The sequence below is a fragment of the Streptomyces sp. NPDC088733 genome, assembly GCF_044751185.1.
Lineage (GTDB): Bacteria > Actinomycetota > Actinomycetes > Streptomycetales > Streptomycetaceae > Actinacidiphila.
The window spans coordinates 168,882-192,693 of record NZ_JBIVLH010000017.1 but is presented as its reverse complement, the minus strand read 5'-3'; the positions used below and the strand labels follow the sequence as shown (position 1 = coordinate 192,693).

The window sequence follows — 23,812 nt, the reverse complement described above, 5'->3', positions numbered from 1 at the left end:
GAGCGAGCAACTCCCACTCCCGGTCGGTGAGTTCATGGCGACGTATCACCCCACCATGATCCACCACCCGATGATCTTTGAAGACGGACCCTAGTTGTTGGGGGGCCGGGTTCGGGGCCTCCGGGGCTGCCATTCTGGACAGCACATTTAGGTGCCTCAGGCACTTTCCGTCGAGCGCTCCGGGTCATACACCCAAATATGCTCCACAGTCCAGAACGCCACCCCTCCAACCCCGCCCCCTCCGTAGTTGCAAGCGCCTGATCCCCGGTGGGTGGTCTGAAGCGGCACCGTGCTCGGGCACCCGTTGGCGCCGCGCCAACGACCTGCTCCGCCGTCACCGCCCACAGCACCCCCACCGGCCGTAAGCCGCCCCAACGACCCCGGGAGGGGGTGCGCCGGGGTCCGCCCGCTGGGGGCACCTCCCAGCGGTAGCTGGGGGAGGGACGAGCGGCGACCGCGGCACACGATGTACGGGGGTAAACCGCGAGCGCCGTGGGGGTCCCCCCGGCCGAAGGTTGGGGGAGGACTCCGGAGCGGCGCCGACCCCCACAACGAACAGAGCGGGGCCCGCACTTACCGCGCCGGGCACTCGGGAGGGCGGGCGGGGAAAAACCCAGGCACAGCGAAGCGCAGCGGCGTTGCTTGAACGAGACGCATCCGCAACGCCGCCGAAGCCCCCCTGGGAAGGCCCCGTGCGTCACAGTCACAGAAGCCGTACGGGGAGGGGACACGACATGAGGCGGACGACGAGAACCATCGCGCTGGCGGTCGCCGCGGGGGCGCTGCTCGCGGGGTGCAGCGCGGTGGGCCCGCGCGGGAGCAGTCACGACGCGGGGCACCGCCCCGCGCCCGCACCGGCCCGCGTCGCGGGGGGAACACAGGCGCCGGACGGCAAACGCGCCCCCGCGCAGGACCAGTTGTCGACGTTCGCGCTGGACGTGGACACCGCGTCGTACGGCTATGCCGCCCGGCAACTGAGCAACGGGCAGCTGCCGGACCCGTCGGCGGTGCGGTACGAGGAGTTCGTCAACAGCTTCCGGCAGGACTACCCGAGCCCGGACGGCGACGGCTTCTCCGTCACCGCGGACGGTGCCCGCACCCCCGGGGCCGGTTCGCGGTGGTCGCTGCTGCGGATCGGGCTGGCCACGCGCGCCGCCGACAAGGCGGCACGCAAGCCCGCCGCGCTGACGTTCGTCGTGGACGTCTCGGGCTCGATGGGTGAGCCGGGGCGGCTGGACCTCGTGCAGAAGGCGCTGCGGTCGGCGGTCGGCGAGCTGCGGGGGGACGACTCGCTGGCCGTGGTGACGTTCAGCTCGCGGGCGCGGGTGGCGCTGCCGATGACGCGGCTGGCCGCCGAGGGGGCCCGTGCGCACGCACGGGAGGTGATCGACGGACTGCGGCCCGAGGAGTCCACCAATCTGGAGGCGGGCCTGCGCGCGGGCTACGACGTGGCCCTGGAGGGCGCCCGCTCGGGCGTCACGAACCGGGTCGTGCTGCTCTCGGACGCGCTGGCCAACACCGGTGAGACGGATCCGGACGCCCTGCTGGAGCGGATCGCCCGGGCCCGGGAGCAGCACGGTGTGACGCTGTACGGGGTGGGTGTCGGCAGCGAGTACGGCGACGCGCTGATGGAGCGGCTGGCGGACCGGGGCGACGGCCACACCTCGTACGTCTCCACCGAGCGCGAGGCCCGGGCGCTCTTCGTGGACCAGTTGCCGGCCAATGTGGAGCTGCGCGCCCGTGACGCCAAGGCGCAGGTCGCCTTCGACCCGGGGACGGTGGAGGACTACCGCCTCATCGGCTTCGAGGACCGTGCCGTGGCCGACGAGGACTTCCGCGACGACCGGGTGGACGGCGGCGAGGTCGGCCCCGGGCACACCGTGACCGCGCTGTACGCCGTGCGCCTTCGGCCCGGCGCGCGGGGCCATGTGGCCACCGCGACCGTCCGCTGGCTCGACCCCGCGGGCCGCGCCCCGCACGAGCGGTCGGCGACGATCGAGGCGGACCGGCTGACCGGTGCGCTGTGGGACTCCGGTACGTCGGCGCGGCTGCGGGTGGACGCGGTGGCCGCGTACTTCGCCGACGCCCTGCGGACGTACCCCACCGGTGACGAGCAGCTGCCCGGCGCCCCGGGGCTGGCCGAACTCGCCGAGCGCGCGCGCTCCCTGGCCAGGACCACGGAGGACCCGGCCGTGGCCGACCTGGCGGAGTCCGTCGACCGCGCGTACGCGCTCCGCGCGGCCTGATGGAGTATCAGTGGAGTCATGGCAGCAGAAAAGGAACCCGAGGCCGAGCTCGACGCCCGCTACAGCAGTGACGGCGCCGACCCGACGACCTGGAGCCAGGCGCACCGCTTCCTGGCCGATGCCGAGATCTACTGGCTGACCACCGTCCGCCCCGACGGGCGTCCTCATGTCACCCCGCTCATCGGGGTCTGGTACGAGAACGCCCTGCACTTCAGCACCGGCGCCGACGAGCGCAAGGCGCGCAACCTCGCCCGCAACGCGAAGGTGGTGCTCACCACCGGCACCAACGCGCTGCACGAGGGCCTGGACGTGGTCGTCGAGGGCGAGGCGGCGCGCGTGCGCAGTGACACGCAGTTGCGCCGCATCGCCGAGGTGTACGAGGCCAAGTACGGCGAGGAATGGCGCTTCGAGGTTCACGGCGAGGTGTTCCGCGGGGAGGCGGGCAACGAGGCGCTCGTCTACCAGGTCGAGCCGAGGACGGCCTTCGCCTACGGACGGGGGACGACGTACAGCCAGACGCGCTGGCTGTTCTAGGGCGTCCTCCGGAACAGGGCGGTCCACAGGAAGGGCTCGCCGAAGTGCGGGGAGTCCGGCGGCTCGTCGCGCATGCGGCGCAGTTCGATCTCGGTGAGCCCGGAGAAGATCGCGCGCAGGGACTCCGGCGTGTAGGCGAGCCCGCCGTGCAGGCGGGCCTGCCGGTAGAGGTCGGCGTCCGGCAGCTCCGAGCCCATGGCGCCGGAGGCGAAGCAGGTGAGGGCGAAGTGGCCGCCGGGAGCGAGGACGCGGTCGAGCAGGGCGAGGTGGCTGACGCGGCGGTGCGGCGGCAGGTGTTGGAAGCAGCCCGAGTCGTGGACCAGGTCGTACGGGCCCTCCAGCGGGCCGCCGGACGCGGTCAGGGCGAAGGCGTCGCCGCGGTGGAAGCGCACGCCCCGCGCGCCGGTCTCGCGGGCCCGCTCCTCGCCCCAGGCGACGGCCGCGGGCGAGAGGTCGACGGCGTCCACGGCGAAGCCCGCGGCGGCCAGGTGCAGGGCGTTGCGGCCGGGACCGCAGCCGAGGTCCAGGGCCCGGCCGCCGGGGGCGAGCAGGCCCCGGTCGAGGTAGGAGACCAGGTTCTCGTCCGGTTTCCGCGCGAAGAACGGGACCGGCTTGGAGCGGTCGGTGTAGAAGCCGTCCCACCAGTCGGCCGCGCCGCCCGTCCAGCGGTCGGCCTCCGGCGCGAACAGGCCGTCCAGCAGTTCCAGCACGTCCTCGACCGTACGGATATGACGATCCATCAGGACTCCTTTCGCGGTGCCGCCAGCCTAGGCCCGTGGGGCATGAAAGCCCAGCTCAGCGGCGGTTTCCCCATCGCCGGTACGGGCGTCCGAGCGGCCGCGCGGGCCACGGGTGACGGCTCCCTCGGGCCCGGCCGCGGACGGGGCTCCGCGCCCCCGCGAGGGGCCGCCGCGGGAGCTTCGGCGGGCGCGCGAGGGCCGGTTTTCCGTTCGCTAGAGCCGGGCGCCGTCCGCCGCGGCCGTGCCGTGCTCCCAGCCCTCGCGGTCGCGGCCCTTGAGCCGCTGCGAGCGGGTCTGCGGGAACATCTCGTCGGCCGCCCGGCCCACCGCGACCTCGCGCGCCGCGAGGACGGGCAGCACCTCCGCGCTGCCGCCGCCCTCCTCACCGGCCTCACGGGTGGCGTCCCGGGTGGCCGACGCGAGCCGTTCGCCGATCCGCCCCGCGTAGGCGATGAGGAACGACTCGCGGAAATTCCGGGACAGGTTCTTGCGGCCCTTTGCGCGTGCCGCACCGCCGCCGCGCAGCATCGCGGTCTCCGCCTGCACCAGCAGCGAGGTGTAGAGCACCTCCACGGCCTCCAGGTCGGCCTCGTAGCCGACCACCGTCGAGAAGCCGAACTCCGCCGACCACACCGCGCGGCAGCGGTTCGCCGAAGCGACCGCGTCCAGGAGCAGCGCCTTGGGGGCCTCGTACGGCCGGTCCACACCGACCCGGCGCGCACCCGGCCCGTCGCCGGGGGCCGGCCCCGCGAGCAGGGCCTCGTCGACGCTGTAGCGGGCCATCAAATGCTGCGCCTTGGCGCTGAGCGCCTCGGCCTCCTCCGGGTACGGGGTCGACTCCGCCTTCGCCAGCAGCGCGCGGATCCGCCCCAGCTTGGACCCCGCGCCGCTCCCCGCCGCGGGCCGCGGCGGGGCGGCGGTCAGCGGGGTGATCCGGGGCAGCCGGCCCAGGAGGCGGACGAGTTCCAGCACGGCGGTCGCCGCGCCGAAGCGGTCCAGCCGCTCCTCGCGGGCGTACGCCGTCAGCAGGGCCGTCGCCTCCGGCCGCGGCGCGCCGTCCACCGCGAGCAGCCGCTCCGCGAGCCGCACATGCTCGGGGCCGAGCTCCCTGCGGGCCATCCGCACCAGGTCCGGATTCCCCCAGCCGCGGCCCCGGCAGCCGCTCAGCAGATCGTCGAGCGCGGCCAGCACCGCCGGGCCCGCCTGCTCCCATCCCGCCGCCGCGAGCGCCGACGCCCCGGCGTCCACAGCGAACTCCGCGTCCGCGCCGGCCGCCCCCACGGCGCCGGCGAACGCCTCCCGAACCACCGTCGTCACGTCCTGCACGCCCTCCAGGATCGCATCCCGGCGACACGCCGCGTACGGAGCAGGGTGGTCGCGCGACCAGGGCGGCAGCACCAGGGTGGGGCCCCGTGAGCACCGAGACCCGAACCGCGGACTGGGACATCCGGACCGCCGGCCCGGCCGACGCCCGGCACCGGGCGCTGCTGCTGCCCGGCGGCCTGTGCACCGCGGAGTTCTACGCCGACGTCATGGCCGAACCGGCGCTCGCCGACGCGCGCCTCGGCCTGACCGCGGTCACCCTCCCCGGCTTCGGGCGCACCCCGGCGCCGCAGGACGTCTCCGTGGAGAACTACGCGCGCCTCCTGGGCCGGGTCGCCGCGGAACGGGGCTGCGACCTCGTCGTCGGTCAGGGCCTCGGCTCCACGGTCGCCATCGAGATGGCGGTGGCCGGCGCCTTCACCGGCCCGCTCGTGCTGCTCTCCCCCAGCTTCTCGCGGAACGACGAGGCCCCCGAGTTCGCGCTGCTGGACCGCCTCGGCCGCGTCCCGGGCCTGGGCGGGGCGGCCTGGGCGGTCGCCCTGCGGCTCTTCCCGCGCGCCGTGCGCGACAGCCTGCCGCCGGGCCGCCGCGACACCCTCGCCGCGGTCCTGGCCGACAACGACCCCGCCTTCTGCCACCGCGCGCTCCGCCACTACTACGACCACCTGGACCGGCACGGCTCGCTCGTCCCCCGGCTCTGCGCCACCGCCCTGCCCGCCTGGGTCGTCCGCGGTGAGGCCGACGACATCGGCCTCACCGACGGCGAACGCCGCGACCTGGACGCCTGCCCCAGCATCACCCTGGTCCCCGTGCCACGGGCCGGCCACGGCGTGCTCGTCGAACAGCCCGCCCGCGTCGCCGCGATCATCGCCGAGGCCGCGGCCCGCCTCGGCTGACGGCCGAACGCCGTGCGCTCCGCGGGGACCGGGGGTGCGATCGTTCCGCGCGGGTCCGCGGTGGCCGGTCGCGCAGTTCCCCGCGCCCCTTCGGGGCCCGGATCCGCACCGGGGTCCGGCTGATCCGCGAAGCGGCCGGGGAGCTGGGACACCCCGGAGAACTGGCGGACCTGGTGCGGTGGGCGGGGGAACTCGACGAGATCGAGCACGGGCGGGAGCCGTCACCGTACACACGGGACGCCGTCCACAGCGGCATCGTGCGGGACGCCGCCCGGCTGCTCGCGGGATGATCGGTCACCCGCCGGTTGCCCGCGCGTCGTTCGGCGGTCACCCGATGATGCGATCGTGCGGTAGTGACTCGCACCATGGCCCTCGGACTTGCCGGGACGGTCGCGTTGGCTGTCGGCGGAAGGGCCGCGGGGGCGCTGCCCGTCCGGGACGAATTCGCCCTGCCCCGAGGGGAGGCGGCGATCGGGCTGCTGGTGGCCTACTTCGGACTCGGGCTGCTGATCGCCGCGTGGTGGCAGCTCGGCCGGCTGGTGCGCGGTCCGCAGCCGCCGACGATACGGAGCCTGCTGACCACCTTCGCCGTCTGGGCCGCACCCCTGCTGCTCGCGCCCCCGCTGTTCAGCAGGGACGTCTACAGCTACCTGGCGCAGGGCGCGATGGTCAGCAAGGGCATCGACGCCTACACGTACGGACCGAGCGTGCTCGGCGGTGCGGCGGCGGCCGAGGTGCCGGCGATCTGGCGCGACACCCCGGCACCGTACGGTCCCGCCTTCCTCGCCCTCGCGCGGCTGAGCGCGCACGCCGGGATCACCGGGATGCGGGCGCTGGCGCTGCTCGGAGTGGCCCTGCTCGCCACGCAGTTGCCGCGGCTGGCCCGGCGCTGCGGCGCGGACCCCGCGCAGGCGGTGTGGCTGGGGGCGCTCAACCCCCTGGTGCTGCTGCACCTCGTGGCGGGCGCCCACAACGACGCGGTGATGCTGGGCCTGCTGGGCGCCGGCCTCGGTGCCGCGCTCGCGCGGCGGCAGGTGATCGCGACGGTGCTGGTGACGCTGGCCGCCCTGGTCAAGGCGCCGGCCGCGCTGGGACTGCTGGTCGTGGCCACCTTGTGGGCCGAACACATGGAAGGACGTTGGCGGTTGGCCCGCGCGGGCGGCACCACGGCGGTGGTCGCCGGGGCGACGACGGTCGGCATCACGGCGGTGACCGGCGTGGGGTACGGCTGGATAGGCGCCCTGAGCACGCCCGCCTCCGCCTCCAACTGGTCGCTGGTCAACACCATGGCCCGCTTCATCGGCACCCCGCACACCTGGCGGATGCTGAGCCTGGTCGCCGTCGCGGTGGCGATCGGCGCGGTGTGGCTGTTCCGCAGGCGGCTCGGCCCCGTCTACGCCCTCGGCCTGAGCCTGCTCGCGGTCGCGCTGCTCGGCCCCGCGATACGCCCCTGGTACCTGCTGTGGGGGCTCGTGCCGCTCGCCGTGGCCGCTCCCGACGGGCGGGTGCGCCGGGTGGCCGCCGTGGGCAGCGCGGTGCTGGCCCTGGCGGTGCTCCCGAACGGCTTCCCCGCCACCGTGCACCAAGTGGCCCTGGCGACCGCGGGCGCCGCCGCCGCCCTGCTGCCGATCGTCGTGCTCCATCTCGTGCGGCTGGTACGGCCGGCCCGCCCGGCCCCCGCCTCATGAACGTCAGGACCTTCATGCGCAGTGCTCTCCGTGCTCTCGAGTCCCTCAGATCCCTCGGGGCCCCCGGGTCTCTTCGGGCTCCCGCCACGCAACGCGTGGTGAGCGCGGTCGTGGCGGTGACCGCGACCTTCGTCTTCCTCGCGACGGTGCCGCTGCACCGGCACTGGTTCGACGTGGCCGTCTACCACGGCGCGATCAACTCCTGGGTGCACGACGGCGGCGCGCTCTACGACTACCTGCGGCCCGGCACGGTGTACGGCTTCACCTACCCGCCGTTCGCCGCGCTGTGCATGCTGCCGATGGCCTGGGTGGACTGGCCGACCACCGTGGTGCTGGCCGCCACCCTCAACATCGGCGCCGGTCTGCTGGTGCTCCAGTGGACGGCCGGGCCGGTGATCCGCCGCCAGGGCTGGCCCCAGTGGTACGCGATGGTGCTGGCCGGCTGCCTGATGTCGCTGCTCGAACCGGTCCGGGACACCTTCACCTTCGGGCAGGTGAACCTCGCGCTGCTCGCGCTGGTGCTGCTCGACGCCGAACTCCTGCGCCGCGGCAGCCGCTGGGCCGGGTACGCGACGGGCCTGGCCGCCGCGGTCAAGCTGACCCCCGCCCTGTTCATCGGGTGGCTGCTGATCGCCGGGCACCGCAGGGCCGGGCTCACGGCGGCGGCCACCGCCGCCGGGGCGACCCTGCTCGCCGTCCTGGCCGCGCCGGGCGCGTCCCGGACGTTCTGGACGCAGGCGATGTGGGACACCGACCGCGTCGGCTCGCTCTCGTACGCCGGCAACCAGTCGCTGCGCGGCACCCTCGCCCGGCTCGACGCGCCGGAGTGGGTGTGGGCGGTCGCGGTGGTGGCCGTGCTGGCGGTGTGGGCGTACAAGGTGCGGCGCGCCGACGTCACCAACGGCGTGGCGTTCACCGGTGTCGCGGCCTGCCTGATCAGCCCGGTGACCTGGGTGCACCACCTGGTGTGGATGATCCCGGCGCTGGCCGTGCTGGCCGGTGAGGCGCTGCGGGTGCGGACCCGCGCCCGGGTGGCGATCGCGGTGGGCGCGTACGTGGTGCTGTGCAGCAGCATCGTGTGGCTGTGGCTGGACGAACCGGGCCAGGGCGGCCCCGGCTCGCTCATCGGCGGCAGCGCGTACGTCTGGATCGCCTTGGGGCTGCTGCTGGGGCCCCGGCACGGATGGCGTAGCCGGGCGCGCACCGGGGCGATCTTGGCTGACAGGGTGGGAGAGCGGGCCGGCTGACGGTCCGACGGCTCACGCGGCCCCTGTCGACCGAGGAGTTCACGCATGCGTGTGTCCCTGCGCCGGACGTTGACCATGACCGCCGCGTGTGTGAGCGCCGTCTGCGCCGTGTGCGTCCTGCCCATGGCGGCCGCCGCGCCCGCGCGGACGCCGGCCCCGCTGCCCGCCCTCGCCCCGCTGCTGGGGGCGAGCGCGCCGAACGCCATCCCCGGCGAGTACATCGTGACCCTGACTCCCGGCAGCGACCCCGCGCGCGTGGCGCACGACGCCGGCGTCACCCCGCACCACCTCTACCAGGACGCGATGCTCGGCTTCTCCGCCCCGCTGACCGAGCCCCAGTTGGCGCAGGTGCGCGCGCTGCCGCAGGTCCGCAAGGTGGAGCAGGACACCAAGGTCGCCCTCCCCCCGCAGGACCGCGTCCCCTCGCCGCCCCGGCGGCTGCTGCCGCGCCCGGGCGCGGCCCCGGGCCACGACGGCGGACACGGCACGGACGGGCGGACGGGCCCCGCCGCCACGGACGCCGAGCTCTCCGCGCCCGGCATCTTCTGGGGGCTGGAGCGCATCTCCCACCGCACGCCCCACACGCACGGCTTCACCGTGAAGGCCACCGGCTCCAAGGTGACCGCGTACATCATCGACAGCGGCATCGACTTCGCGCACGACGAGTTCGGCGGCCGTGCCACGCCCGGCATCGACGAGATCGGCGACGGCCTCGACGGCGAGGACTGCGCCGGGCACGGCACGCACGTCGCGGGCACGGTCGGCGGCGCGCACGCCGGGATCGCCCGCGAGGTCCGCCTCGTCTCCGTCCGGGTCCTGGACTGCGATGCCGCGGGCCCCAACTCGGGGATCATCGCGGGCATCAACTGGCTGGCCCGGAACGCGGTCAAGCCCGCCGTCGCGAACGTGTCGCTGGGCGGCATGTACTCGCCCGCGATGAACGACGCCCTGGACGGCCTGGCCCGCGCCGGCGTCTTCCCGGTCGTCGCGGCGGGCAACGACGACATCAACTCCTGCGTCATCTCGCCCGCCAGCGCGACCGAGGCGTTCACGGTGGCGGCCACCGACCAGGCCGACCACCTGGCGTCGTTCAGCAACTTCGGCAGCTGCGTCAACCTCACCGCGCCCGGTGTGGACATCGCCTCCGCGTGGCCCGACGGTTCGTACGCCATGATGAGCGGAACGTCGATGGCCGCGCCCCATGTGACGGGGATCGCCGCGCTCTACAAGGACACGTACGGGGACGCCCCCTTCGACGTGGTGAAGAAGTGGCTCATCGCCCAGGCCACCCCGAACGCCTCGGCGGGCGCCCCCTGGGGGACGCCGACGCTGCTGGCCTTCACCGGCGATCTTTGAGGGGTGCCGTTCCCCGGGATCCGGAATCCTGGATTCCGTATGTCCGTGATAACGGGATCTGGACATGTAGCATCGAGAACATGAGGATGAACGAGGGCGTGGAGTGGGCACTCCACTGCTGCCTCAACCTGGCCTGGGCCGGTCCCGAGAGGGCCGTCACGGCGGCCCGGCTGGCCGCCTTCTACGAGCTGCCCACGGCCTACCTCAACAAACAGCTCCAAGCGCTGGCCCGCGAGGGCATCGTCTCCTCCACCCCCGGACCGCGCGGCGGCTTCCGGCTCGCCCGGCAGCCCGAGGAGATCACCGTCCTGGACGTCGTCACGGCCATCGAGGGGCGGGACCCGGCGTTCCAGTGCACCCACATCCGCAAGCGGACCCCCAACAACGGCACGCTGCTCGACGACGACTTCCGCCAGCCGTGCCTGGTGCACCAGGCCATGGCCCGCGCGGACCTCGCATGGCGCAAGGAACTGGCCGGTCAGACGCTCGCGGACCTGAAGGCGTCCATCGAGGGGGTGGCGCCGGGGGCGGCGGAGGGGACGCGGGGGTGGCTCCTGGGGACCGGGGGCTGAGGGCGCTGCGTTCGCTGTACCGGGTTTTTTCCCCGCCCTCCCGCCCTCCCCCAACCTTCGGCCGGGGGTGCCCCCAGCCGCAGGAAGTCCGGGCGACCCGACGCGCGTTGTTGGGGGCCGGGTTCGGGGCCTCCGGGGCTGCCATTCCGGACAGCACATTTAGGTGCCTCAGGTACCCGCCTTGATCGCTCCGGGTCATGCACCCAAATATGCTCCAGTGTCCAGAACGCCACCCTCCCCCAGCTACCGCTGGGAGGTGCCCCCACCTCCCCCGCCCCCTCCGTCTCGTATCGCGCCTGATCCCCGGTGGGTGGTCTGAAGCGGCACCGTGCTCGCGCAGCCGTTGGCGCCGCGCAGCACGGTGAGGCGGTCAGGAGAGGTCGCGGGTGAAGTGCAGGGCTGTGATGGCCATGCGGCAGGTGTGGTGGAAGCGGTGCGCGCCGTGGTTGGTGACACCGGAGTCCAGCTCGACGCGTTCACAGCCCGCCTTGCGCGCTCTGATCTCCAGTTCGTCCATCAGCCGGGCGCCCACCCCGGCGCGGCGTGCGTCGAGCGCCGTGACCAGGTCGTCCACGAAGAGGGTGCGGCCCCGGCTGGTGGCGAGCACCCGGTGCGTCGCGACGGCCAGGTAGCGTCCCTGGTTGTCGCGTGCGGCGGTGAAGACGAGGCCCTGCGCGTGTGCCTCGCCGGCGAAGGCGGCGAACCCGTCGGCGGTCAGGGCGGGCCTCAACGTGCGTATGAGGGGACCCACTTCCGCCGTCATGTCCGGTTCACCGGGCCGTACATCCACGAATGTCAGCTCCATGCGGAGATCTTAAGAGGGGCTGACGGGCACCCGGCGGGGCACAAACTTCTGTGCTAGGGCGTGTTTCGAAAGTAGCGCCGGCCGCCCGGAGGGCGGGTCCCGCGGCTCCCCCAGCTACCGCTGGGGGTACCCCCAGGTGCGGTGCATCGCAAGGCGGAGAGTCGTCCTCGTAGTGGGCTACTCGGACGGTTCGACAACGCAGCGAGGTGCCGTGCAAGGCGTCGTGGGACAGACGGGACTTTCGAAACACGCCCTAATGGCCGCGACTCGGCGGGGGCCGGGTCGCGGCGGGTTCAGCGGGCCTCGACGAGCATGGGGAGGCGGTCGGGGTGGGGCACGGCGGCGGCCACCTCGCGGGCGAAGTGGGCAGTGGGGCGCAGCCGCCGGTGGGACAGGAGCGTGGCCAGCGAGACGACCATCTGCATCCAGGCGAAGGAGTCGCCGATGCACTTGCGGGTGCCGCTGCCGAACGGGACGAACGCGCCTCGCGGCCGGTCCGCGCTGCGCTCGGGCAGCCATCGGTCCGGGTCGAAGCGCTCCGGGTCAGGGAACGAACGCGGGTCGCGGTGCAGCGCGTAGAGGCTGAAGGCGATCTCCGTGCCGGCGGGCAGCATCACCCCGCCGAGCTCCACCGGTTCCACGGAGCGGCGCATGAGCAGGGTGACGCCGTGCAGCCGGACGACCTCGTTGATCACCCGGGTCAGGTACTCGTACTTGGGGATGTCGTCCATGGTCACGGGGGCGCCGCCGGAGACGCGGGCGATCTCCTCCAGGAGGCGCTCCTCCACCTCGGGGTGGTGCGCGATCTCGTGGAAGGCCCAGGTCAGCGTGGTCGCGGTGTTCTCCGCACCGGCGAAGAGGATGGTGCTGAGCTCGTCCCGGACCTCCACGTCCGTGAGCGACTCCCCGGTGTCCGCGTCCCGCGCGGCGAGCAGCGTCGACAGCAGGTCGGGCCGGTCGGTGTCGTCGGCCGTGCGTGCTGCGGCCACGACGTCGTCGATGACCCGCAGCAGCTCGCCCGCCGCCGCGTCGAACCGCCGGTTGGCGGGGATCGGCACCCGGTCGAGGAACTTGGGCGAAGCGGTACGCAGCAGCAGGGTGTTGACGATGACCGGCAGGTACTGGCGGATCGCGTCGACGGCGGGCTTGCCGATGTCGGTGGAGAACATGGTCCCCGCAAGGGTGTTGGCCACGAGCGCGGCCATCTCCCGCTCGACCGCGACGGTCTCGCCCGGCCGCCACGACTCCGCGAGTGCCAGCGCCTGGGCGTTCATGACCTCGGCGTAGCCGGCGATCCGGGACCGGTGGAACATCGGCTGCATCAGCTTGCGGTGCCTGCGGTGCGTCTCGCTCCCCGCGGTGACGAGGCCGTCGCCCACCAGGATCTTCAGGCGGTCGAAGAACCGGCCCTTCTCGAAGCTGCGCCCCTTGGTGACCAGGAGTTCGTTGACCAGCCCGGGGCTGTTGACGAAGTACACCGACATGGTGCCGACGTCGACGCGCACCAGGTCACCGGTGTCGCGGAGCGACTTCACAAAGCCGAGCGTGTCGCGCGCCAGCGGCCACACATGGCCGAGCAGGGGTAGCCGCCCGGGGGCGCGCGGGACGGAGCGCAATTCAGCATTCACCCCGAAAACTCCTCTTCTTTCGTGGAATCTATGCCGTGCGCTGTGCGGTCGGGTGTAGGAAAGAGTCGAGCGATGTCGGTGCGATCCCCTGTGACGGACGGGACTCGTCCTGCTCCGGCAGCACGTCCCACCACCAGGCGATCGCCGGGATGTCCAGCGCCTCCGGGCTGTCGTCGCTCGGTGTGTCGCGGAAGGTCGAGGGGAGGTTCGCCGGATCGTCGGGTGTGGTGTAACGAATCGAGCTGACACCCCAGTCCTGGGCCCCGCGGATGAAGTGGCCGAGGCTGTCGAGGAACTGGCGCAGTTGCGGGCTGCCGTAGGTCTGCAGGTATTCCGCGGTGCGGAGGAAGAGGTTCATCACGCGGTCCCGCTGGGCGATGGCCGCCTTCAGCGCCTGGTGCCGCGGGATGTCATGCTCCACTTCCAGCACGCGGACGGCGTTGAGGTAGAAGCCGCCCGCCCGCGCCTCCTTGTGGTGGGAGAAAATGTCGTTGTCCCAGCAGATGATGAAGTACGCCATCTCGGCCGCCGCGCGTACGGCCGTGAGGTCGCGCTCATGGGGCTGGAGTTCGTAACCCTGCCCCATCTCCAGCAGCGGCATCATCACGGACGTGGCGCCGTCGTAGATCCGCATCAGGGTGTAGTCGTTGAGCTCGGGAACGGTGCCGTCGCTCCGGAAGGACGCCTCCCAGACGACCGAGGAGAAGTACTCGCGCAGGGCGTCGATCCAGCGGGCGACCTGTCCCGGTGTGCCGTACAGGTCCATCCGGTAGCGCAGGTCGCGCAGGCCCTGGGCCAGCGGGTCGTCGGCCAGCATGGGGACTTCGGGGTTCTGGGCGATGCGGAGCAGCCGGGAGAGCGCTCCCATGAGCTCGCCCGGGCGGGTGCCGAGCTCCCCCTCCTCGCAGTAGCCGTCGTCGACGCCGAAGAGCCAGATGATGAAGTCCGCCGCGATGGCGACGACTTCCTCCCTGCCCTCGGGAAGGATGCGCGCGGCGAAGGTGCCGATGTCGTGTTTCACGAGCCGGCCGCGCAACTCGTCGGAGCCGATCCGGAACTGCTCGGCCCAGGCCGCCGCCCGTGCGTCGATGGCCGCGTGGCGTGGGTGGATTGCCGGTCCGAGGGGAGAGTAGATCGGTGGAACTACCAGGTCAGGCCCCACTGACGATCACCTCTCAGTTGTCCGCGCACTGACCACCACGAAGATCCGCGCGGCACACTGCCGCACGGAACGCGAGTGGATCAGTTTCAGCGACCATTACCCCGGCATATCGCCATGGCGTCAAGCCGCGAAATCTCGCCATGCGAACGGCAGTTGGCGCACCCCCCGCTTGCGCCGGCCGTGCGCCTCGTGTGCGCCGGGCGCATGACCCCGCCACGACCAGGGGACATGGAGGTGCCGGGAGCGAACAAGCGCACGGCGGGCGCACAGGCGCATTCGCCCGTGCGCCCGCCGTGCGCGGGTCACAGAATGAGACGCCTGCCTAACGCCTCAGCCAGTCCGTGAGGATCTGCCACCACGTCCGCCGGGGCGCCTGGGGCGGAAAAGCCGGCTGCGGCGGAAGCGTCTGCTGCGGTGCCGCGACCGGAGCGGGCTGCGGCAGCGGCTGGGGCACGACGTCCTGCTGCGCCGCCGGCCTGGGAACGGCCGCCTTCTCCTCCTCGCGCTGCGGCCGGCGCGGAGTGAACTCCACGGGGAGCTCCTGCAGATGGCGGGACGTCCAGGACGGAACGCGCACCAGCGCGTCCTCCTCGACCGCCAGGTTCAGGTCCGGCAGCCGGCCCAGCAGGACGTCGATGCCCGTCTCGGCGATGGCACGGCCGATGTCCTGCCCCGGGCACTCGTGCGGACCGCCGCCGAAGGCCAGGTGGGAACGGTTGCCGTGCATGGAGGCGGCGAGGTCCGGGCGGATCGCGGGATCGGTGTTGCCGGCCGCGAGCCCGAGAAGGAGCATGTCCCCCTCCTCGATGTGCTGGCCGCCCAGCTCCATGGGGCCCGTGGCGTACCGGCCCGGCATCACCCACAGCGGAGGCTGGTCCCAGAGCACCTGCTCCAGGCCGTCCGGCAGCGTCATGTGCCCGCCGGAGAGGTTGCCGCGGAAACGGGGGTCGGTGAGCACCAGCTTGATCATGTCGGCGATCAGATTGGCCGTGGTCTCGTTGGCCGCGACGAGCACCAGCCGCAGGTGCTGCACCACCTCGTCGTCGCTGAACTCCGCCTCGTCCTCGATCAGCCAGGAGGCCAGGTCGTAGCCGGGCCTCTCGTGCTTCTCCGCCACGAGCCTGGTCAGCGCCTCCAGGATGTAGCCGTAACTGGCGAGCGAGGTCTCGGTGCCCTTCATCAGGTCACGGCACGCCTCGGCCAGTCGCGGGCCGTCCTGTTCCGGCAGGCCCAGCAGGTTCGTGAGCACGAGGACCGGCAGGAGTTCGGCGAACTGGCCGACCAGGTCCGCCTTGCCCGTCGCGCTGAACTCGTCCGCCAGCAGGTGCGTCACCCGCGTGACATGGCGCCGGATGCCGTGCCGGTTGAACCGGCCCAGGCCCCGGCTGACCGCACCGCGCAACCGCTTCTGGGCGTCGCCGTCGTTGAAGTTGACCAGCGGCTGCCACATGATCGTCGGGGCGATCGGGTGCTCCGGCGGGACCTTGCCCTCCTGGACGGCGTGCCAGCGCCGGGAGTCGGAGGAGAAGCGCGAGGGCGTGCGCAGCACCTCCAGGTTCTCCCGGTAGCCGAGCACCAGCCAGGCGGGCAGGTCCCCATGGACCAGGACCGGGGCGATCGCCCCGTGCTCGGCGCGCAGCTTCTCGTACACGCCCATCGGGTCGGCCTCGGCCTCGGCGCCGTACAGCCGCCGCGCGCCGCCGACGCCGTGCGCGGCGTGGGCCGGGCATTCGGGGGGTGGAGTGGTCACGATGCCTCCGTGGTAGCGGCAAGGGAGTGCAGATATCGCATCAAGGTCATCAGCACATCGCGGCTGGACTCCCGCTTGCGGGCGTCGCAGTCGACGATCGGCACGTGCGGGGGGAGGTCGAGCGCGGACCGCAGGTCCTCGACCGGGTGGCTGGGCGCCTCGGGGAAGGTGTTGATCGCGACGACGAAGGGCACCCCGCGCTCCTCCAGCCGGCCGATCACATCGAAACTGACCTCCAGCCGGCGGGTGTCCACGAGCACCACAGCGCCCAGGGCCCCCTCGAACAGTCCGTTCCACAGGAACCAGAAGCGCTGCTGGCCCGGTGTGCCGAAGAGGTAGAGCACCAGTTCCTGGTTGATGCTGATCCGGCCGAAGTCCATCGCGACGGTGGTCGCCGTCTTGCGTTCGACCCCGGCGATGTCGTCCACGCCGACACCTGCCTGGGTCATGGTCTCCTCGGTGGTCAGCGGACGGATCTCGCTGACCGAGCCGACCAGGGTCGTCTTGCCGACCCCGAAGCCCCCGACGATCACTATCTTGACCGCGGCGGTGGCGGATTCCGGCAGTACGTCCTCGCTGCGCGGTCCGGGGACCGCCAGCGGGTCAGAGCTTCTCAAGTCCATGTATCACCGCCTCGATAAGAGCGACATCGGGAAGTTGCGCGGGGGGAACGGGCGACCGCGCCTCGACCCGCTTCTCGGCCAGGAGGTCGAGCAGGAGCACCGTGACCACGCTCACCGGCAGGCCCAGGTACGCGGAGATCTCCGCGACCGAGAGCGGCGAGCTGCACAACCGCACGATCGCCGCCTGCTCGGGGGGCATCCCCGGCGGTGGTCCGGTCCGTGACCGGACAAGCGTGACCAGGTCGAGGACGGAGCCACCGGACGTCCCACTGCGGCCCCGGGTGATCACGTAGAGCCGTTCGGGGCTCCCTTCCTCCCATCCCTGGTCCGCTTCGCTCATCCTGCCTGCCCGTCATTGCGGGGAGGGCTGCTGAGGTGCTCGCCGATACGGGCGACGAGGTCGCGCATGCGCTGCCCCATCAGCCCGGCGTCGACGCCCTCGTCCGCCAGCACCGCGAGGTAGGCGCCCGCACCGGCGGCCATGAGGTAGAAGAACCCGCCCGACATCTCGATGACGACCAGCCGCATGCGCCCGTCACCGTGCGGGAACTCGGTGGCGACGGCCGCCGCCAGGCTCTGCAGCCCGGCACAGGCGGCGGCCAGCCGGTCCGCCGTGTCCGTGTCCGCCCCCCACTGGGCCATGCGCAAGCCGTCCGCCGAGAGAACCACCACGTGGCGGGTCTGCGGAACGCTGGTCGCCAGGTCCTTGAGCATCCAGTCCATGTTGGCCCGCTGCTGAATCACGGCTACTCACCCTTATCTAACGACTCGTCACTCTTGACGGGAGCGGCAGGCGGCGTCTCACCGGACACGCCGCTCTGGAAAGCGGCCAGCCACATGCCCGGCTGCACCGGCTCGTCGGCCGACGGCTTGGCATGGGAAGCGGTGACGGAACCGGCAGGGGACGCGGACCCCGTACGGGCGACCGGAGTCGGGGGCGTCGCACGCCGACGGCGCTGCGGCAGTCCGTTCGCGGTGCGTTCGTGCACCACGGGGATCTCGTCCGCCATCTCGGGCGACACCGTCCCGGCCGCCAGCGCCTCCGACCGGCGGGGGCCGGTGGCCGGCCGGGACTCCGCCCCGTCGCCGTCCGCGTCGCTCCCGGAACGGGGTGCGGGCACCGGACGGGGACCGGACGCGGCGCCGATGCCGTGGGCCAGGCCCGTCGCGTTGGTCATCGTCGTGATCAGTTCCTGCGGCACGACCAGCACCGCGCGGACACCGCCGTACGCCGAGGAGCGCAGGGAGACCTGGAAGCCGTAGGCCTTCGACAGGCGGCCGACGACCGCGAGGCCGAGCCGCGGGGTCTCCCCCAGGCCGTTGAGGTCGATGCCCGCCTGGGCCTCGGCGAGCATCTGCTCGGCGCGCAGCCGGGCCTCCTCGCTGAGGCTGACGCCGCCGTCCTCGATCTCGATCGCGATGCCGGACTGCACCTCGACCGCGGTGACGTGCACGCGGGTCTGGGGCGGGGAGTAGCGGGTGGCGTTGTCGAGCAGTTCCGCGGCCGCGTGGATCAGCGGCTCGACGGCGGGCCCGATGATCGCCACCTCGGAGACCGAGTGCAGTTCGATCCGCTGGTAGTCGATGATGCGCGACATGGCGCCGCGCAGCACGCTGAACAGCGGTACGGACTTGCTCCACTGGCGGCCGGGCCGGGCGCCGCCGAGGACGGCGATGCTGTCCGCGAGGCGGCCGATGAGCGCGGTGCCGTGGTCGAGCTTGAGCAGGTCGCCGAAGACCTCGGGGCTCTGCCCGTGCCGGTCCTCCATGTTGCGCAGGTCGCTGGCCTGCTGGTGGACGATGGCCTGCACACGGCGGGCGATGTTGACGAACGCGCGCTGCGAGGACTCGCGGATGTCCTCCTCCGCGGAGACCGCGCCGAGCGTGGCGCGGATCAGCGCCTGGTGCGCGCCCAGGAATTCGGGGGTGAGGCCCTCGGGCCGGGTCTCGACGGCCGCCAGCACGTCCTCCATGAACTCGCCGCGCTGCAGGCGGGCCATCGCCGCGGGCACCTGTTCACGGGCGAGCCGCAGGGTCTCGGCCTCCTGCTGGGACAGCCGGTACTGCAACTCGGCGGCTTGACGGGCGGCTTGCTCGCGCAAGTCCTCGTTGAGGGCTCCGCGGCGGGCGACTTCGACCGCCAGCACGGCGACGGCCACGGTGGCGGTCACACCGCACCAGAAGACCGCCTCCCTCGCTCCCGCCGGGACGGTCCAAACGGCGACGGCCGTGACCGCCGCGACTATGACGGCCGGCAATAACCACGCGGACGTGGCGGCAGGCCGGCGGTCTCCGGGGGACGATCCAGCACGAACCATCGGCATCCTCAGGTGAACGCGGGACAGGGACGACAACAGGAGCACGAACACGGATTCGGCGTCGGCGTCGCACACATGCCGGACACATCACCACAAGTGTCGTGACCAGCTGTAATTGCTACAACACGCTGAGCCGCACGTAGCATAGCCAACTTCCGATCGTGGCCGATGCCCCGTCATATTGCCTATGGCACATGCTGTTTGACGTATCGATACCGGCTCGGGCGCCGTCGCGCAAACCCCCCGCGATGATCACGCCACGACCGGTCACCGCCCGCGCCGGTCCCGGCGAGCCGCGGAGGCGGACGTTCCGCCGGGGCGGCGGGGCGGGGTCCCGGAGGGGTCCGGCGCGGGCGGGCGGACGTCCCGGCGGGGCGCGATCGCGCACCGCGCGACAAGCGCTTTCCCACGTCAGGCGCCCTCGGCCGCGACCGCCGGGCACGCGGGCGGACCGCCGTCCGACGGCCGCCCGGACCGTCGCGCCCGCCGCCGGGGAGGACCCCCTGCACGTGGCCGGCCGGGCGCCGCCCCCGCCGCCGGCCCGGCCGGGTCCGGGCGTCCGGGCCCCGTGGACGCCGCTCCTGCCACACCCCCGCGCCGCGACCGGGCGCGCCGCGCGGGCGACCACGTGCTTCATCCGTACGAGTGACGGGGACTTGCGCCCGGCCGAAAACAGTGGGATGCGCGTCCCCGGAGGGCCGGGGGCGACCGTCAACACCACGCGTGATCCTTACCTCGCCCAGGTGAGCCATGGGCACGGCGACCACCCGGCCTACGCCACTCCGCCCGCCCGGACCCCCTTCCGCGACCACTCCGCCGTACGCCTGCCACCGCACGCCGCGGACCCGCCGCCCCGAGGCGGCCCGGCCGGCGCCCTCCGGGGTCCCGGCAGGCCCCGCCCGCCGCGAAGACCTAGCATGAAAGTCACGTTCCCGCAGAAATGGGGCACCTCGATGGTCACCCCCAAGGAAGGTGCGCCGGACCCCTCGATGGCGCCGTTCGACATGGGCTTCGCCGCGTCGATGGTGGTCGACGCCGACGGCACCGTGGTCGCCTGGACGCCCGCGGCGGAGAACCTGCTGGGCTGGACGGCCGCGGAGGTGGTGGGCCGCCCGGCAGAGACGCTGCTGGCCTCCCCCCACCATGCGGCAAGCGCGCGCGACATCGCGGACCAGTGCCGGATCCGCGACGCCTGGGGCGGTCTGGTGGCCGCCCGGCACCGCGACGGACACCGGCTGGAACTGGGCGTACGGATGTCGGCACTGTCCGGCACGGGGGGAGGCGACCGCTGGCTGCTGTCCGGCATCGACCTGGCCCACAGCCCGTCGTGGGCGGTCAGCGGCACCGTGCTGGAGGCCTTCCTGACCCGCTCGCCGATCGGCATGGCCGTCCTCACCCCGGAACTGCGCTACGTGTGGATGAACGAGACCCTGGAGCGCTTCAGCGGCGTCCCCGGCGAGGAGCGCATCGGCGGCCGGATGGGGGACTCCCTGCCCGGCATCGACACCGACCCCATCGAGAAGGTCATGCGCAAGGTGCTGGCCACCGGCCGGCCGGTGGTCGACTACGAGTACCGGGGCTGGACCCTGGCCGCGCCGCACCAGGAGCACGTGTACTCGACCTCGTTCTTCCGCCTGGACGACGGCGACGGCCGCGTGATGGGCGTCTGCTACATGGCCATGGACGTCACCGACCGCTCCAAGGCGCGCGAACGCCTCGCCCTGCTCAATGTGGCCGGCGCCTGCGTCGGCACGACCCTCGACATCCGCCAGACCGCGCAGGAACTGGCGGATGTGGCGGTCCCCCGGCTCGCCGACTTCGTCACCGTCGACCTGCTGGAGGGGGTGCTGCGCGGCGACGAGCCGCCGCGCGGCCGCTCCCTGCGGGCCACCGCACTGCGCCGCGCCGGGCTGAGCTCGGTGCGCAAGGGCGTCCCGGAGGCGGTGGCCCGGGTCGGCGAGCCCATCCGGGCCACCGAGGACTCCCCGTACGTGTGCTGCATGGCCGAGGCCCGCTCCTTCCTGCGCTCCGACTTCGACGTGGACGAGGCGACCTGGCTGTCCGGGGACCCCGCCAGGGATGCAAAGATCCGCGAGTACGGCATGAGCACGGCGATGTGGGTGCCGCTGCGCGCCCGCGGCAATGTGCTGGGCGTGGTCACCTTCGTCCGCGGCGGGCGGCCCGATCCCTACGAACGCGACGACGTGCTGCTGGCCGAGGAACTGGCGTCGCGGGCCGCGGTGTGCGTGGACAACGCCCGCCGCTGGACCCGCGAGCACGAGGCCGCCCTCGCCCTCCAGCGCAGCCTGCTGCCGCACGCGCTGACCGGCGGCATCGCCATGGAGGTCGCCTCCCGCTACCTGCCGACCGACGTCCAGGACGGGGTCGGGGGCGACTGGTTCGACGTCATCCCGCTGTCCGGGGCGCGGGTGGCCCTCGTCGTGGGCGACGTGGTCGGGCACGGCCTCACCGCGGCCGCGACCATGGGGCGGCTGCGCACGGCCGTGCACACCCTCGCCGACATGGACCTGCCGCCCGAGGAACTCCTGGCCCACCTCGACGACCTGGTCATCCGGCTCACCGAGGAGGACGCCGCCGACGGCGCGGTGGCCACCGCCGTGCTCGGCGCGACCTGCCTGTACGCCGTCTACGACCCGGTGACCGCCCGCCTGACGGCCGCGCGCGCCGGCCACCCGCCGCCGGCAATGCTGACGCCCGACGGCACCGTCACCTTCCCCGAACTGCCCCCGGGACCGCCGCTCGGCCTGGGCGCGATGCCCTTCGAGTCGGCGGAGTTCGATCTGCCGGAGGGCACCGTCCTCGCCCTCTACACCAACGGGCTGCTGAAGGCCTTCGGCGAGGACCCCGACATCGGCCTGGACAAGCTCGCCCACGCCCTCGACCGGCCCGGACTGCCGCTGGAGGACCTGTGCGCGGCCATCACCGGCTCGCTGCTCACCGGTCCGCCCGAGGACGACGTGGCCCTGCTCCTCGCCCGGACACAGGCCCTCGGCCCCGGGGCGGTCGCCACCTGGGACCTGCCCTGCGACCCCGAAGTGGTCAGCTGCGCACGAGGCCTGGCGGTGCGTCAGCTCTCCGCGTGGGGGCTGGAGGAGGTCGCGCCGGTCACCGAGCTGGTGGTCAGCGAACTGGTCACCAACGCCATCCGGCATGCGTCCGGGCCGATCCGGCTGCGGCTCATCCGGCACGCGGTGCTGATCTGCGAGGTCTACGACGGCAGCAACACCGTGCCGCGGCTGCGCCACGCGCGCACCACCGACGAGTCCGGCCGCGGACTGTTCCTGGTCGCCCAGTTCACCCGGCGCTGGGGGACCCGCTACACCGGCGACGGCAAACTCATGTGGGCGGAGCAGGAGCTTCCCGGCGCCGCCGCGGGCTGATCCCGCAGGCCGGGGCGGGGCGCGCGACGGGCGGACGGTGCGCGGGGCGGGGCCGGATCCGCCAAGCCCGGGACCACTGTCAGTGGGGTGTGCTGAAGTGGACTCCGTGGGCGGTCCCGGACCGACGGAAGGCGGAGAAGCCCCATGAGCGATCTTGCTGCACCACCCGACGTGGCGTCCGAGCTGGAACGCCACCGCACCGAGCTGACCGGCTACTGCTACCGCATGCTCGGCTCCCTCTTCGAGGCGGAGGACGCGGTCCAGGACACCATGGTGCGGGCCTGGCGCGCGTACGACCGCTTCGAGGGCCGCTCCAGCCTGCGTTCGTGGCTGTACCGGATCGCCACCAACGTGTGCCTGGACGCGCTGGGCGGCGCGGGGCGCCGGGCCCGGCCGATGGACCTGGCCTCCCCCGGCAGCGCCGAGGGACCGCTGCCCGGCGCGCTCCCGGACACCGCCTGGATCTCGCCCGCCCCCGACGGGCGCGTCCTGCCGGAGACCGGCGACCCGGCCGAGGTCGCCGACCGGCGCGAGTCCGTGCGGCTGGCCTTCGTCGCCGCGCTCCAGCACCTCGCCCCGCGGCAGCGGGCCGTGCTCATCCTGCGGGAGGTGCTGGCCTGGAAGGCCGCGGAGGTCGCCGAACTGCTCGACACCACCGTCGCCTCCGTCAACAGCGCCCTCCAGCGCGCCCGCGCCACCCTCGCCGCGGCCGCACCCGCCGCCGGTGACGCGGCCGCGCCCCTCGACGAGGAGCAGCGCGCACTGCTCGCCCGCTACGTGGCCGCCTTCGAGTCCTACGACCTGGACGCGCTCACCTCGCTGCTGCACGAGGACGCCACGCTGTCCATGCCGCCCTACGAGCTGTGGCTGCTCGGCCCGGCGGAGATCCGGGCCTGGATGGCCGGCCACGGCCGCGGCTGCCGCGGATCGCGGCTGCTGCCCGTCTCGGCCAACGGCATGCCGGGCTTCGCGCAGTACCGGCCGAGCGCGGACGGCGGGCACGAGCCGTGGGCCCTCCAGGTCCTCGAGATCTCACAGGGCCGCATCACCGGGCTCAACTCCTTCCTCGACACCCAGCGGCTCTTCCCGCTCTTCGGACTGCCCCCGCATCTGGAGCCCGGCCGGTCCTAGGCCGTGTCGGTCCAGCGTCCCGGCGAGCCCCACCAGGGCGATCAACTCCCGCAGCGGGCGCCCGGCCCCACGCAGAACGACGCGGGCGCCCTGGCGGCGGGCGGTCAACTGCAACCGGGCCAGTGCGTCGATCAGCACGGCGTCCGGCTCGCCGGCCGGGCCGCTCACGTCGCAGACCACCGTGACGGGGGCGGCCGCGGTGGCGGTGTTGCCCCGGTGTTCCGCCAGCAGGCATCGCAGCCGCTCGCACAGCACGGGGACCGCCTCCCGGGTCACCCTCGCGGGCAGCACGAGCACGGGGGACCCGCCGTCGGAGCGGGGCACGGGCTGGACCATGGGCGACCTCCTGCGACGGGCGTTCACCAGTAGGACCGCGCACGCCCGCGGAATCC

The 23,812-nt window shown here is 73.2% G+C and carries 20 protein-coding genes; 9 read left to right on the top strand and 11 right to left on the bottom strand.

All coding sequences use genetic code 11. The annotated features are described in order from the left end of the window. Window positions 1-734: 734 nt before the first annotated feature. Both ACIP64_RS28370 and ACIP64_RS28365 read left to right on the top strand, forming a co-directional pair. Window positions 735-2,246, top strand: a complete 1,512-nt coding sequence (locus tag ACIP64_RS28370; protein ID WP_401592095.1) for a von Willebrand factor type A domain-containing protein — start codon at window positions 735-737, stop codon at window positions 2,244-2,246. 18 nt (window positions 2,247-2,264) lie between these two features. Continuing rightward, a complete protein-coding gene (locus ACIP64_RS28365; RefSeq protein ID WP_401592093.1) occupies window positions 2,265-2,780 on the top strand; it encodes a pyridoxamine 5'-phosphate oxidase family protein in 516 nt (171 codons plus the stop codon). Here ACIP64_RS28365 and ACIP64_RS28360 read toward each other — a convergent pair. Further along, on the bottom strand, window positions 2,777-3,520 hold the full coding sequence (locus ACIP64_RS28360) for a class I SAM-dependent methyltransferase (RefSeq protein ID WP_401592091.1): 744 nt from the start codon (window positions 3,518-3,520) through the stop codon (window positions 2,777-2,779). The genes ACIP64_RS28365 and ACIP64_RS28360 overlap by 4 nt on opposite strands. A gap of 213 nt (window positions 3,521-3,733) precedes the next feature. Beyond that, window positions 3,734-4,846: a DUF2786 domain-containing protein gene (locus ACIP64_RS28355; protein WP_401592089.1), complete on the bottom strand. Its 1,113-nt coding sequence runs from the start codon at window positions 4,844-4,846 to the stop codon at window positions 3,734-3,736. 86 nt (window positions 4,847-4,932) lie between these two features. On the opposite strand from ACIP64_RS28355, the gene ACIP64_RS28350 reads away from it, so the two are divergent. From ACIP64_RS28350 to ACIP64_RS28330, 5 genes are all read left to right on the top strand, one after another. After that, entirely contained in the window at window positions 4,933-5,739 is an 807-nt protein-coding gene (locus ACIP64_RS28350; protein WP_401592087.1) for an alpha/beta fold hydrolase, read from the top strand. Between the two features lie 365 nt (window positions 5,740-6,104). Beyond that, a complete protein-coding gene (gene mptB / locus ACIP64_RS28345) occupies window positions 6,105-7,427 on the top strand; it encodes a polyprenol phosphomannose-dependent alpha 1,6 mannosyltransferase MptB (protein ID WP_401592105.1) in 1,323 nt (440 codons plus the stop codon). Window positions 7,428-7,525: 98 nt separating this feature from the next. Further along, window positions 7,526-8,674: a glycosyltransferase 87 family protein gene (locus ACIP64_RS28340; RefSeq protein WP_401592085.1), complete on the top strand. Its 1,149-nt coding sequence runs from the start codon at window positions 7,526-7,528 to the stop codon at window positions 8,672-8,674. Window positions 8,675-8,719: 45 nt separating this feature from the next. Continuing rightward, window positions 8,720-10,030 carry a S8 family serine peptidase gene (locus ACIP64_RS28335; RefSeq protein WP_401592083.1) on the top strand — a complete coding sequence of 437 codons (1,311 nt, stop codon included), beginning with the start codon at window positions 8,720-8,722 and terminating at the stop codon, window positions 10,028-10,030. A gap of 80 nt (window positions 10,031-10,110) precedes the next feature. Next, window positions 10,111-10,602, top strand: coding sequence for an RrF2 family transcriptional regulator (locus tag ACIP64_RS28330; RefSeq protein ID WP_401592081.1), 492 nt, complete (start codon window positions 10,111-10,113; stop codon window positions 10,600-10,602). Between the two features lie 370 nt (window positions 10,603-10,972). Here ACIP64_RS28330 and ACIP64_RS28325 read toward each other — a convergent pair whose 3' ends face one another. From ACIP64_RS28325 to ACIP64_RS28290, 8 genes are all read right to left on the bottom strand, one after another. Next, a complete protein-coding gene (locus ACIP64_RS28325) occupies window positions 10,973-11,407 on the bottom strand; it encodes a GNAT family N-acetyltransferase (RefSeq protein ID WP_401592079.1) in 435 nt (144 codons plus the stop codon). Window positions 11,408-11,700: 293 nt separating this feature from the next. Beyond that, window positions 11,701-13,035 carry a cytochrome P450 gene (locus tag ACIP64_RS28320; RefSeq protein ID WP_401592077.1) on the bottom strand — a complete coding sequence of 445 codons (1,335 nt, stop codon included), beginning with the start codon at window positions 13,033-13,035 and terminating at the stop codon, window positions 11,701-11,703. Window positions 13,036-13,063: 28 nt separating this feature from the next. After that, window positions 13,064-14,197, bottom strand: a complete 1,134-nt coding sequence (locus ACIP64_RS28315; protein ID WP_401592075.1) for a selina-4(15),7(11)-diene synthase — start codon at window positions 14,195-14,197, stop codon at window positions 13,064-13,066. A 322-nt stretch (window positions 14,198-14,519) separates the two neighbouring features. Next, window positions 14,520-15,947, bottom strand: a complete 1,428-nt coding sequence (locus tag ACIP64_RS28310) for a cytochrome P450 (RefSeq protein ID WP_401592073.1) — start codon at window positions 15,945-15,947, stop codon at window positions 14,520-14,522. Beyond that, the gene (locus ACIP64_RS28305) at window positions 15,944-16,570 is read right to left on the bottom strand and encodes a GTP-binding protein (protein WP_401592071.1); all 627 of its coding nucleotides are present in this window, start codon (window positions 16,568-16,570) and stop codon (window positions 15,944-15,946) included. The genes ACIP64_RS28310 and ACIP64_RS28305 overlap by 4 nt, the downstream gene beginning before the upstream one ends. Further along, window positions 16,551-16,910, bottom strand: a complete 360-nt coding sequence (locus ACIP64_RS28300; RefSeq protein ID WP_360900759.1) for a DUF742 domain-containing protein — start codon at window positions 16,908-16,910, stop codon at window positions 16,551-16,553. Before ACIP64_RS28300 ends, ACIP64_RS28305 begins: the two co-directional genes overlap by 20 nt. After that, on the bottom strand, window positions 16,907-17,293 hold the full coding sequence (locus ACIP64_RS28295) for a roadblock/LC7 domain-containing protein (protein ID WP_360901624.1): 387 nt from the start codon (window positions 17,291-17,293) through the stop codon (window positions 16,907-16,909). Before ACIP64_RS28295 ends, ACIP64_RS28300 begins: the two co-directional genes overlap by 4 nt. Window positions 17,294-17,316: 23 nt before the next feature. Continuing rightward, a complete protein-coding gene (locus ACIP64_RS28290) occupies window positions 17,317-18,888 on the bottom strand; it encodes a sensor histidine kinase (protein ID WP_401592103.1) in 1,572 nt (523 codons plus the stop codon). Between the two features lie 953 nt (window positions 18,889-19,841). Here ACIP64_RS28290 and ACIP64_RS28285 point away from each other — a divergent pair. Both ACIP64_RS28285 and ACIP64_RS28280 read left to right on the top strand, forming a co-directional pair. Continuing rightward, window positions 19,842-22,289 carry a SpoIIE family protein phosphatase gene (locus ACIP64_RS28285; protein ID WP_401592101.1) on the top strand — a complete coding sequence of 816 codons (2,448 nt, stop codon included), beginning with the start codon at window positions 19,842-19,844 and terminating at the stop codon, window positions 22,287-22,289. A gap of 144 nt (window positions 22,290-22,433) precedes the next feature. Then, window positions 22,434-23,420, top strand: a complete 987-nt coding sequence (locus tag ACIP64_RS28280; RefSeq protein WP_401592069.1) for a sigma-70 family RNA polymerase sigma factor — start codon at window positions 22,434-22,436, stop codon at window positions 23,418-23,420. On the opposite strand, the gene ACIP64_RS28275 is transcribed toward ACIP64_RS28280, so the two are convergent. Then, entirely contained in the window at window positions 23,322-23,756 is a 435-nt protein-coding gene (locus ACIP64_RS28275; RefSeq protein ID WP_401592067.1) for an STAS domain-containing protein, read from the bottom strand. The two genes, ACIP64_RS28280 and ACIP64_RS28275, sit on opposite strands and share 99 nt — an antisense overlap. Window positions 23,757-23,812 lie beyond the last annotated feature (56 nt).

Excerpts from the sequence above, each read along its gene's own strand:
- ACIP64_RS28370 (WP_401592095.1), top strand. The coding sequence starts at position 735 with ATGAGGCGGACGACGAGAACCATCGCGCTGGCGGTCGCCGCGGGGGCG.
- ACIP64_RS28365 (WP_401592093.1), top strand. The coding sequence starts at position 2,265 with ATGGCAGCAGAAAAGGAACCCGAGGCCGAGCTCGACGCCCGCTACAGC.
- ACIP64_RS28360 (WP_401592091.1), bottom strand. The coding sequence starts at position 3,520 with ATGGATCGTCATATCCGTACGGTCGAGGACGTGCTGGAACTGCTGGAC.
- mptB (WP_401592105.1), top strand. The coding sequence starts at position 6,105 with ATGGCCCTCGGACTTGCCGGGACGGTCGCGTTGGCTGTCGGCGGAAGG.
- ACIP64_RS28335 (WP_401592083.1), top strand. The coding sequence starts at position 8,720 with ATGCGTGTGTCCCTGCGCCGGACGTTGACCATGACCGCCGCGTGTGTG.
- ACIP64_RS28330 (WP_401592081.1), top strand. The coding sequence starts at position 10,111 with ATGAGGATGAACGAGGGCGTGGAGTGGGCACTCCACTGCTGCCTCAAC.
- ACIP64_RS28325 (WP_401592079.1), bottom strand. The coding sequence starts at position 11,407 with ATGGAGCTGACATTCGTGGATGTACGGCCCGGTGAACCGGACATGACG.
- ACIP64_RS28305 (WP_401592071.1), bottom strand. The coding sequence starts at position 16,570 with ATGGACTTGAGAAGCTCTGACCCGCTGGCGGTCCCCGGACCGCGCAGC.
- ACIP64_RS28300 (WP_360900759.1), bottom strand. The coding sequence starts at position 16,910 with ATGAGCGAAGCGGACCAGGGATGGGAGGAAGGGAGCCCCGAACGGCTC.
- ACIP64_RS28295 (WP_360901624.1), bottom strand. The coding sequence starts at position 17,293 with ATGGACTGGATGCTCAAGGACCTGGCGACCAGCGTTCCGCAGACCCGC.
- ACIP64_RS28290 (WP_401592103.1), bottom strand. The coding sequence starts at position 18,888 with ATGGTTCGTGCTGGATCGTCCCCCGGAGACCGCCGGCCTGCCGCCACG.
- ACIP64_RS28285 (WP_401592101.1), top strand. The coding sequence starts at position 19,842 with ATGGTCACCCCCAAGGAAGGTGCGCCGGACCCCTCGATGGCGCCGTTC.
- ACIP64_RS28280 (WP_401592069.1), top strand. The coding sequence starts at position 22,434 with ATGAGCGATCTTGCTGCACCACCCGACGTGGCGTCCGAGCTGGAACGC.
- ACIP64_RS28275 (WP_401592067.1), bottom strand. The coding sequence starts at position 23,756 with ATGGTCCAGCCCGTGCCCCGCTCCGACGGCGGGTCCCCCGTGCTCGTG.